General features: G+C 46.9%; 8 protein-coding genes. 3 read left to right on the top strand and 5 right to left on the bottom strand.

Annotation, left to right across the window (positions count from 1 at the left end):
• Positions 1-183: 183 nt before the first annotated feature.
• The 3 genes from PN462_RS21480 to PN462_RS21470 all read right to left on the bottom strand — a co-directional run bounded on the left by PN462_RS21480 (position 184) and on the right by PN462_RS21470 (position 3,311).
• Positions 184-627 (bottom strand): CAAD domain-containing protein, encoded by a 444-nt coding sequence (locus PN462_RS21480; RefSeq protein ID WP_272130897.1) that lies wholly within the window; start codon positions 625-627, stop codon positions 184-186.
• Positions 628-1,020: 393 nt separating this feature from the next.
• Positions 1,021-2,121 carry a tetratricopeptide repeat protein gene (locus PN462_RS21475; protein ID WP_272130896.1) on the bottom strand — a complete coding sequence of 367 codons (1,101 nt, stop codon included), beginning with the start codon at positions 2,119-2,121 and terminating at the stop codon, positions 1,021-1,023.
• Between the two features lie 98 nt (positions 2,122-2,219).
• Positions 2,220-3,311 (bottom strand): serine/threonine-protein kinase, encoded by a 1,092-nt coding sequence (locus PN462_RS21470; protein WP_272130894.1) that lies wholly within the window; start codon positions 3,309-3,311, stop codon positions 2,220-2,222.
• 310 nt (positions 3,312-3,621) lie between these two features.
• Here PN462_RS21470 and PN462_RS21465 point away from each other — a divergent pair, with 310 nt between their 5' ends.
• Positions 3,622-4,368, top strand: a complete 747-nt coding sequence (locus PN462_RS21465; RefSeq protein ID WP_272130893.1) for a DUF561 domain-containing protein — start codon at positions 3,622-3,624, stop codon at positions 4,366-4,368.
• 380 nt (positions 4,369-4,748) lie between these two features.
• Here the strand turns inward: PN462_RS21465 and recA are convergent, their stop codons facing one another.
• The gene (gene recA / locus PN462_RS21460; RefSeq protein WP_272130892.1) at positions 4,749-5,903 is read right to left on the bottom strand and encodes a recombinase RecA; all 1,155 of its coding nucleotides are present in this window, start codon (positions 5,901-5,903) and stop codon (positions 4,749-4,751) included.
• A gap of 205 nt (positions 5,904-6,108) precedes the next feature.
• Between recA and PN462_RS21455 the strand changes: the two genes are divergently transcribed.
• Positions 6,109-7,272, top strand: a complete 1,164-nt coding sequence (locus tag PN462_RS21455; RefSeq protein WP_272130891.1) for an acyltransferase family protein — start codon at positions 6,109-6,111, stop codon at positions 7,270-7,272.
• A gap of 201 nt (positions 7,273-7,473) precedes the next feature.
• Here PN462_RS21455 and PN462_RS21450 read toward each other — a convergent pair whose 3' ends face one another.
• Positions 7,474-8,541 carry a potassium channel family protein gene (locus PN462_RS21450; RefSeq protein WP_272130890.1) on the bottom strand — a complete coding sequence of 356 codons (1,068 nt, stop codon included), beginning with the start codon at positions 8,539-8,541 and terminating at the stop codon, positions 7,474-7,476.
• 102 nt (positions 8,542-8,643) lie between these two features.
• On the opposite strand from PN462_RS21450, the gene PN462_RS21445 reads away from it, so the two are divergent.
• The gene (locus PN462_RS21445) at positions 8,644-9,918 is read left to right on the top strand and encodes an aspartate aminotransferase family protein (protein ID WP_272130889.1); all 1,275 of its coding nucleotides are present in this window, start codon (positions 8,644-8,646) and stop codon (positions 9,916-9,918) included.
• Positions 9,919-10,106: the final 188 nt, after the last annotated feature.

The raw sequence follows: 10,106 nt of genomic DNA, 5'->3' as shown, positions 1-10,106 counted from the left end.
GCGATCGCGCGATCGCTAAACCTGAAAAAATCCCAAATCATGTCCGAATGGGGGAAAAGCTACCAAATCGCCCAAACCTTACGCAGTGAGAATTAACCGAACAAAAATAAGAGACGGCCCAACAGGCCGCCTCATACCGAGTCTCTCAGGGGAAACCTAGGGGGTTAGGGTTAACCTCTGGAACTAGCTTTGCTTTGCATCACTATTCCCTAAAATTTCCGACTTGAGAGAATTAAACTCTTGCACCAACTCAGAGCGAGTTTTGGATTGCAGTAAATAGCGATAAACAAACCAACCCGTATAACCAATCCCCACCAACTCAAACACGGGAGCGAGGAGAGGGACATCATTAATCGCCGATAACAAAGCCAAAGTGAGCTTAACCGTAATAATCCCAGCAACAATTAACCCCACCGTAATTAGCGGCTGCTTGTAGTCAGAGAAAAACTTCCCTAGATAATCGGGTAACTTAGCCAGAAACTCACTCACAGGTTCGAGCCATTCTTGCCAGGGGCGATCGCTTGAAGGGGGATCAACGGGAGAAATCGCGCCAGATGGCTCAGAATTCAAGGAAGATTGTTGGTTTTTCGTTGTTCCAGTGTCAGCAGATTGAACATTGGGTTCCATAGTTTGCTTCTCCTATAATGCTTGCTGAGGACAGTTTAACGTTCACAGTATCCCAGTCATTGACTCTTGCTCATCTTAGCAGAGCGATGGCAGGGAAACAGGGGGAGCGACTAAGACTTTTTCACGGGAGATAATTCCCCAGTGTACCGAACCAAGAGCAGATCATTGATCCCCCCCGCCATTAGCACTGCTATTCTGTCTTCACAGGGTTATTCCGCTCTGCTCCGGACGTGATTCGGGACATTTTCGGGACATCATTGGGGTTAACCTCTGGTTATTCCTTCTGCTCCAGACATTATTCGGGACATTATTTATTGGGACATTATTCGGGACATTATTCGGGACATTATTTATTGGGGCATTATTTATTGGGAAATTATATTGGGGCATTATTTATTGGGGTTCTTTGTCTCCTGCTTTTTCTCCCACCTGACCACTTTGATACTGCATAATTTTGGCATAATCGCCCAAAGCATAACACGCCGTGCGTAAACTACTCAGGGCTTGTCGTTCCACTCGGCGGTCTGACAGTTGCCGGGCTAACTCCAAACGACATTCATAATAAAAAATAGCCTGTTCATAATCACCTAACGCATCATAGGCCACCCCTAAACTCCCCAACGATTGTTCTTCAGCGCGAGAATCCTTGAGTTGTCGGGCTAACGCTAAACGTTGCTCACTATACCCAATCGCTTGGGGATAATCCCCCAAAGTATAAGACGCATTACCTAAATTGCGTAAAATCTGTATAGCCACACGGGGTTCTTGCATTTCCTGAGCTAACTCAAGCCGTTGATGATAGTAGGTAATGGCTTCTCGATAATTACCCAAAGCATAACAAGTATTGCCCAAATTCTTTAAAATTTGCCCCACCGTATTAAAATCCCCTAACCCTTGGGCAAACATTAAAGCCCGTTTTTGGCAAGAAATGGCCTGCTCCGTTTGGCCTTGCGCTTTATAAGCCAAACCGAGATTATTTAAGCTAGCTATAGCCCCCGTTTGGTCTTTTTGTTGTAAAAATACCTTTAAACTCTTACGCTGACAAGCAATAGCCGCGTCATACTCCTGACGGTGACGATAGGCATTGCCCAACAAACTCAATAACTGTCCTTCGAGACGAAACTCCGTCAGAGACTGAGCCAAATTGAGCCCTTGTTGGGACACATCCACCGTGGGATCATACTTGCCCAACCCATAATAAGCCAACCCCAGATAATAAAGCGCGGTCGCTTGTCCAACCACATCGGACAGTTGCTTATATACCTCCAATGCTTTCTGCAAAGAAGCAAGGGACTTTTCCCGTTCTCCCCGTTGTTGCTGCTCAATCCCCAACTCTAGCAAGCGACTGCCGCGATTTTGGACGGATTTTTCTGGGGCTGTATTCCCCTGATTTTCTTGCTGGAAACGCTCCCGTTCCCCAGAATTAAGAGTAGAAGGTTCTCTCTCTTCTGGGGAGTTCGTGCCTTTCTCAGTTTTTTTTGGGCCTCCTTCCAACCGATCACCCCCAAGCCTATCCCCTGTTCGCTGACTATCTCCAGTGTATCTGGAGTTTGCCAAATCGTGACGGTCGATTCCCCCAGACTCCGAGGACTTTAACTCGAACTCCAGCGAAGGTGCTTTTTGGGCTTTGGGGAGACAGACCGAGGCAAGGAACGATGACGGGAATTCCAATCCCGAATGGAACGGGCAGTGCGTTTAAGCTCAGATTCCGGTTTGGGCGTTTCCTGAGTCTCCGTAGATTCTGTGGACTGTTGGGGATTACTCATACATTGAGACAGATTACTCTGGGGGGAAATTGCGTCAAGGGCTTCTAATACCTCTGCTGCGGACTGATAACGTTCGGTGAGGGTGGGTTGCAACATTTTATCGAGAATTTGACTAAACCTACGGCTGAGGCTCACACGGTCTTGCCAATGGAGTTTCCCAGTCTGGGGATCAGTTTTAAAATCAAGGGGGGCTTTCCCGGTGAGGAGGTAGAGACAAGTGACTCCGAGGGCATAGAGATCACTGGCATATACAGGCCGCAGGGAAAATTGTTCTGGAGGAGCAAACCCTACAGTCCCCACAAAATGGGTAGTTACGCCTTTAACGCTACTACTTTCCCCCAATTGTGCTAATTGTTCTTTCACCGCCCCAAAGTCAATTAAGACCAGTCGCCGATCTTGGGAGAGAATGATATTTTGGGGTTTCACATCCCGGTGAATTACGCCTTGATTGTGAACATAGTCTAGTAATTCGAGGGTTTCTCGTAAGACTCGTTTGACAATGACTTCCGACTGACAGCCTTGACGACGGACTAGGCGGGCTAAGGTCGCGCCTCGGATGTATTCTTGGATTAGGTAAAAGTCTTCCTCAATGACAAAATAATCCAACAACATGGGGATGCGGGAATGACTCCCTAGGGCTGAGAGAATTTTAGCTTCTCGTTTAAACCGCAGTCGGGCAGTATCGAGGGCTTTTTTTTCACTCACACGGGGGCAAAGTTGTTTGATGACACAAAAGGGTTTACCGGGTAGGGTAATATCTCGCGCTAAAAAGGTGACTCCGAAGCCGCCGCGGCCTAAAAGTCTGAGAATTAAATAGCGATCGCGGAACAATTTTTGTGTCCCACAGAGTTGGCCCAACAGGGTATTTTGTAAGACATCATTGTGAAACTTCGATAAATTAGGGGGGGGAAATGGCATGGCTTAAACTCTCCGCTAATCAGTGGTTGTAGAACCCCTCATACTTCTAGTGTACGGGTTTCTTGGGGGAGCGACAGGAGCGAGTGGGTGCTTCGTTTCCTTGATCATTCTGGGTTTAACCCTCCTTCTCTACAATGAGCAGGATGCAGTTTCCTGATACTCTGCTTTCCCCGTGCCCTTTTCCCCAAAGAAATCACCCCGATGCCAAAAATTAAATGATCGGTTCAGTCTCTCCGCCCCCTCTAGGGGGGTGGGACTCAAGTACGATAATGTAGTTGTAATTGTCAAAATTTTTCGTCAAACGTCAAATATGAGCATTCATCCTCAACTTCAGCCTGCCTTGACTCAACACCATGCTCTCAAGGTAATTAGTGGCCTCAATAATTTTGATGTTCAGCGTGTTGCGGCCACAGTACGGGCCGCCACCGCCGGGGGCGCAACTTTTGTGGATATTGCCGCTTCTCCTGAATTAGTCCAGGCCGTCCGTGAAATTACCCCATTACCCATTTGTGTTTCGGCAGTTGAACCGGAAAAATTTGTGGCCGCCGTAGATGCCGGGGCTGATTTAATTGAAATCGGGAATTTCGATAGTTTTTATGCCCAAGGGCGACGGTTTGAAGCCGAGGAGGTTTTGGCGTTAACCCAAGAAACTCGCGCTTTATTACCTGAGATTACTTTATCAGTCACTGTTCCTCATATTCTAACCTTGGATCGCCAAGTGGAATTAGCCGAAGCCCTAGTGGACGCAGGGGCGGATATTATTCAAACGGAAGGGGGAACAAGCAGCCAACCCCAACACGCCGGGACTTTGGGGTTAATTGAAAAAGCAGCCCCTACTTTAGCGGCCGCGTCGGCCATTAGTAAGGCGGTTTCTGTCCCTGTATTATGTGCATCCGGGTTATCGGATGTGACGGTCCCCATGGCCATGGCTGCGGGTGCGTCCGGTGTCGGTGTCGGCTCCGCGATTAATAAGTTGGATAATGAGTTGGCGATGATGGCGGCAGTCCGCAGTTTAGTGGATGCTCTAGGAACAGTCCAACGCAATACTGTAGCGTAAGAGGGTCAGCACCTCCTCCTTGAAGGAAGAGGCTTCGTGCCTTCCTTCAAGTAGCTGACCCGTCTCTGTCCTTCATGGACTCCGTTTCCTAAGCCATCAAACCCTAAAATGCGTAGCTAGTTTTAGGCTCTTTGTCTGATGATGGATAAGGGATAGTGGAGAATTTGGCTAAGAATTTTGTCTGTTCTCTTTGAGCGCTCCACGCCATAAATTACAGAAAAATCAGTCATTCCTCCATCCGTAACGGATGGAGGAATGACATGGGTAAGCATTCAGCTATCAGTTGTCAGCCATCACCTTAAACAAGTTGGCTAAAAGCCTTACGAAACAAACGAGACACCCCCAAAGAGTGCCTCGCCTAAAATTACCCCCAAGAGACCTTATTCTTCCTCGTTTTTATTACTTCTACTGTTTTTTCGCTTACTACTGCGACCATTAGAACCACTGCTGTTACTACTACTGCCGTTTTTAGTCTCACCGTCCGTCTCTTGTTCATTTTCTAACGGGGCAACCGAATTAGCAGGAACAGCGACTCCCATTTGGAGTTTTTCGCGCACTGCCGCTTCCACTTCTTGGGCAATTTCGGGGTTTTCTTCTAAATACTTGACGGCATTATCTCGCCCTTGGGCAATATTATCCCCTTTATAGCTGTACCATGCCCCTTTGCGTATCACCACATCGGTTTGTTCAGCTAAGTCCAGCATACAGCCCACCGCAGAAATCCCGCTACCAAAAATAATGTCAAATTCGGCAATGCGGAAGGGAGGGGCGACTTTGTTTTTCGCCACCTTCACTTTTGCCCGAATTCCGTATTCGCCTTCGCTGCCTTTTTTCAGGGTTTGAATGCGGCGAATGTCTAAGCGGACGGAGGAATAGAATTTGAGGGCGTTTCCTCCGGTGGTGACTTCGGGACTGCCGTAACTGATGCCAATTTTTTGCCGGAGTTGGTTGAGGAAAATGACCGTAGATTCCGATTTACCGACATTTCCGGCAATTTTCCGTAGGGCTTTACTCATTAACCGCGCTTGTAGTCCGACTTGAGTATCTCCCATTTCCCCTTCAATTTCGGCACGGGGGACTAAGGCGGCTACGGAGTCGATCACAATGATATCAACGGCGGCAGACCGTACCAGTTGATCGACGATTTCTAGGGCGGATTCTCCGGTGTCCGGTTGGGCTACCAGTAGGTTTTCAATGTCCACCCCAAGGGCGGCGGAATAGGCGGGGTCTAGGGCGTGTTCTGCGTCCACGAAGGCGGCAACTCCGCCGGATTTTTGCACTTCTGCGAGGGCATGGAGGGCTAGGGTGGTTTTCCCAGAACTTTCTGGCCCGTAGATTTCAATAATACGGCCTTTGGGAATGCCTCCAGCCAGGGCCAGGTCTAGGGTTAATGCACCTGTGGGGATGGTTTCAACTCGCATTCGGGCGGCATCGCCAAGACGCATGATCGCGCCTTTGCCGAAGTTCCGTTCGATTTGGTTGAGTACCAGTTTTAAAGCCTTTTCTTTTTCGGGATTTTGTGAAAGTGTAGCCATTTAACTCTTGTTATAGTTTCGCACTACTTTGGGTGGGTGGTTTTTGGGGCTGTCTTGGGTCTATTTTGACAGTTTCCCCCAGTCTATACAATGTTCATCATAATGGAGTTGCAGAAAAAATCAAATTAGATATTTTGTACTGATGCTGAGGAAGGGAGGTTGTAGAGGATATATTGGGCTAGTTGCTTTTTCTGGTGTAGCGCGTATGGCCGTCAATCTCGATAAGCGTTTTATGTCCCTTGATGTGTTCCGGGGACTGGCGATCGCAAGTATGATTTTAGTCAATAATCCCGGCAGTTGGTCCCATGTCTATCCGCCGTTACGCCATGCGAAATGGCACGGGTTTACCCCCACAGACTGGGTGTTTCCGGCATTTCTCTTTGTCTCTGGGGCCACCATGGCCTTTTCCCTCCGCAAGTATTTACAGGACAGAGAACAACCCACACAGCAGGTTTATCTACGCATTATACGACGATGTGTAGTGTTGTTTCTCTTGGGGTTATTCCTCAATGGGTCGTCTATTGTCATGGAATTTTTATTTAATCCCTCTCCGGAGAATGACTGGATGACTCTGTTTACAGAGATTCGTATTATGGGAGTCTTACAACGTATTGCAGTGGCCTATTTTTTAGCTGCCATGGCAATTTTAACTTTCTCTAAGCGGCAGTTGTGGGGGGTGTTAGCGGTAATTTTATTGGGATATTGGGGAATTATGATGTTAATTCCTGTACCGGGGTATGGCATAGGAGATTTATCCCCAGAGGGGAATGTGGCGGCCTATTTAGATCGTCTTATTTTAGCCACACAACATCTTTATAAACCCACCTATGATCCCGAAGGTTTATTTAGTACCCTTCCCGCAGTGGGAACTGTATTATTAGGCTATTTTACCGGAGACTGGTTACGAAAGCAACCGAAGGAAACTAGCACCACTTTAGGGTTAGTGGCCTTTGGTTTAATGGGGTTAATTATTGGCTTACTATGGGGGTTAGTCTTCCCCATTAATAAACAATTATGGACTAGCTCTTATGTGTTGTATAGTGCGGGATGGTCTTGGTTAATTTTAGCACTCTTTTATGAGTTAATCGAAGTCCGACAAATCCGCCGTTGGAGTTTCCCGTTACAAATTATGGGGTTAAATGCCATTTTTGTTTTTGTTGCGTCAGGGTTATTGGCCCGCGTCCTCTACCAAACCAGTATTGGCACAGGAGAAAATGCTCCTAGTACCTATACCTGGTTATATCAAACTTTATTTGAACCGTGGGCTGGGTCGGTTAATGGTTCATTATTCTTTGCTATCACTAATGTAATTTTTTGGGGAATTGTGGTTTATCTCCTCTATCGTTGCCATGTGTTTATTAAGATTTAAATGATCGGTTTTCCTCGTTTTTTAAAGACTGCTCCTGCTTGAGTTTGTACTGATCACTCTACCCAGTTAGCTTAGAATATATTTTTACAAATCATTTATCTTTGCTATATGTTTTACTATCAACCCGTTAAACACGGGTTTCAGCTATTAGGCTTGGGTTTTAATCTAAGGCATATATTCACAACACCCATCACCCAAAAATCAAGAATTTCTTGCTTTTCGGATAGGCCGGGACCAATATCCCCCCAATGTGCCAATCATACGGTTTAATTTACGGAGTTGATCGGCTGTTCCCATACAAATTAATAAATCTCCGTGTAACAGGGGAGTATCCCCCGTAGGCCCCCCAATGAGTGTCCCATCATCTCGACGAATGGCTAACACTAATGCACCTGTTTGTGACCTTAAATTGGCCTCACTCAAGGTTTTTCCTACACAAGGACAAATCCCCGCATCTAACAAAAACTCATCTAAATACAGCGATCGATTCGTCCCTGTGATAATACCATCTACAAAATCCATCACCCTGGGACGAATGGCCGCCGCCGCTAACCGTCGGCCTCCGGTAATATAAGGGGAGACTACCCCATCGGCCCCGGCCCGTTTTAATTTTTGTACTGCTTCCTCGGTATTGGCCCTAGCAATAGCGCGAATGTTGGGATTAAGGGATTTGGCCGACAAAATCGTATATAAATTTTCTGCATCCGATTGTAAGGCCGCCACCAAACAAATGGCCCGTTCAATGCCCGCTTTTAATAAACTTTCATCTAGTGTCGCATCCCCTTGAAGGGCGATAAATCCGTGTTCTTGGGCATTGTCAATGATATCTGGTTGGGAGTCCACGATGATAAACGGGATATCTTCCGCCTGAAACTCTAGGGCGATTTGGTGTCCCGTGCGTCCATAGCCACATAGAAGGTAATGATTTTCTAATGTATCAATCAAGCGTTTTCTCTGTCGTAATCGGATTCTTTCTTGAAAATAGCCTTGGATTAGGGCTTCTGTAAAGCGGTTGGCAATGTAACCAATGGTGAAAATGCTGAGTAGGATTAGGCCAATGGTAAAAATGCGCGATCGCTCACTAAGGGGACGAATTTCTGAAAACCCTACCGTGGACAGGGTAATGGTGGTCATATAAGCCGCCTCAGCCCAAGTCCAGCCCTCAATAAGGGCATACCACAGCGTCCCCATGAGGAATACCCCGACAAAGCCGATGATGCCGCTTAATAGCTGTTGTCGAAGACGTTGGTATTTTTGGTCTAAATCCATGCTCTAACGACTCGGCTCTTTTGTAGAACTTTCAGAAAATACCGTTTAACATTAACTGTTAAAGAATTTCGCAAAAAATAAATCTTCTCTAGGAGTTTGCTTGTGAGTCCAGAAACTCTCCTTCAAGACCCCAATACCAACACTCAACAGACGGCTACCCCCTTTGAGGCAGACCGTTTTAATGCCAATGTGATGAACACCTACGGACGCTTTCCCATTGCCCTAGAAAAGGGGCAGGGATGCCGCGTTTGGGATACTCAGGGAACCGAATATCTTGATTTTGTGGCAGGAATCGCCACTTGTACCCTAGGCCATGCTCATCCGGCTTTAATTGAGACGGTGACACAACAAATCCAGAAACTGCATCATGTTTCTAATTTGTACTATATTCCGGAACAGGGGGATTTGGCCGCATGGATTGTGAATAATTCCTGTGCCGATCGCGTTTTCTTCTGTAATTCTGGGGCCGAGGCCAATGAGGCCGCCATTAAATTAGCCCGGAAATATGCCCATGAAGTGCAAGATATCCAATATCCGGTCATTCTCACCGCTAAGGCCAGTTTTCATGGTCGCACCCTCGCCACCATCACCGCAACTGGGCAAGAGAAGTATCAGAAAGGCTTTGAACCCTTAGTCGATGGGTTTTCCTATGTTCCCTACAATGATATAGAAGCTCTTGAAAATGCGATCGCGGACATAGACGAAGGCAACCGTCGCGTCGGGGCCGTCATTCTCGAACCCCTGCAAGGAGAAGGGGGAGTCCGTCCAGGGGATTTAGATTACTTCCTCCGGGCCCGAAAAATTTGTGATGACAATAATATTCTACTCATCCTCGATGAAGTCCAAGTAGGGATGGGCCGCACCGGGAAACTCTGGGGATATGAAAATTTAGGCATTGAACCCGATGTCTTTACCAGTGCCAAAGGGTTAGCAGGAGGCATCCCCATCGGGGCCATGATGTGTAAGGAATCCTGCGATGTCTTGCGGCCCGGAAATCACGCCAGCACCTTTGGCGGAAACCCCTTTGCTTGTGCTGCGGCCTTAACCGTAGGGAAAACCTTATTAGAGGAAAATATCCTGCAAAACGTACAAGCGCGAGGGGAACAGTTACGGAAAAATTTACGCGCCATTGCAGCCAAATATCCCCACCTCTTTACCGAGGTACGCGGATGGGGATTAATTAACGGCATGGTACTCAGTGAAGAAACCGAAATTCCCTCCATTGATATCGTCAAAGCAGCATTAAATGAAGGATTACTCATTGCCCCTGCCGGCCCAAAAGTCCTGCGCTTCGTGCCACCTCTCATCGTCAGCAACAAAGAAATTGAGGAAGCCTCAACTAAAGTAGAAAATGCGATAAAAATAGTTGAGAGTTGAGAGTTGAGATTGGATAGTGGATACTTGATAAGCATATATAGCCATTATCCATTATCCTTGAGTTAATCAACCCGTTTTTAACGGGTTTAAGCTCTTAGCCTTGGGTTTAAACCCAAGGTATATTTTTCTAAGCGTATCTAGCCATTATCCTTGAGTTAATCAACCCGTTTTTAACGGGTTTAAGCTCT

It is taken from the genome of Spirulina sp. CS-785/01 (assembly GCF_028330525.1).
GTDB lineage: Bacteria > Cyanobacteriota > Cyanobacteriia > Cyanobacteriales > Spirulinaceae > JAQMSD01.
This window is presented reverse-complemented; position numbering and strand designations above follow the sequence as displayed.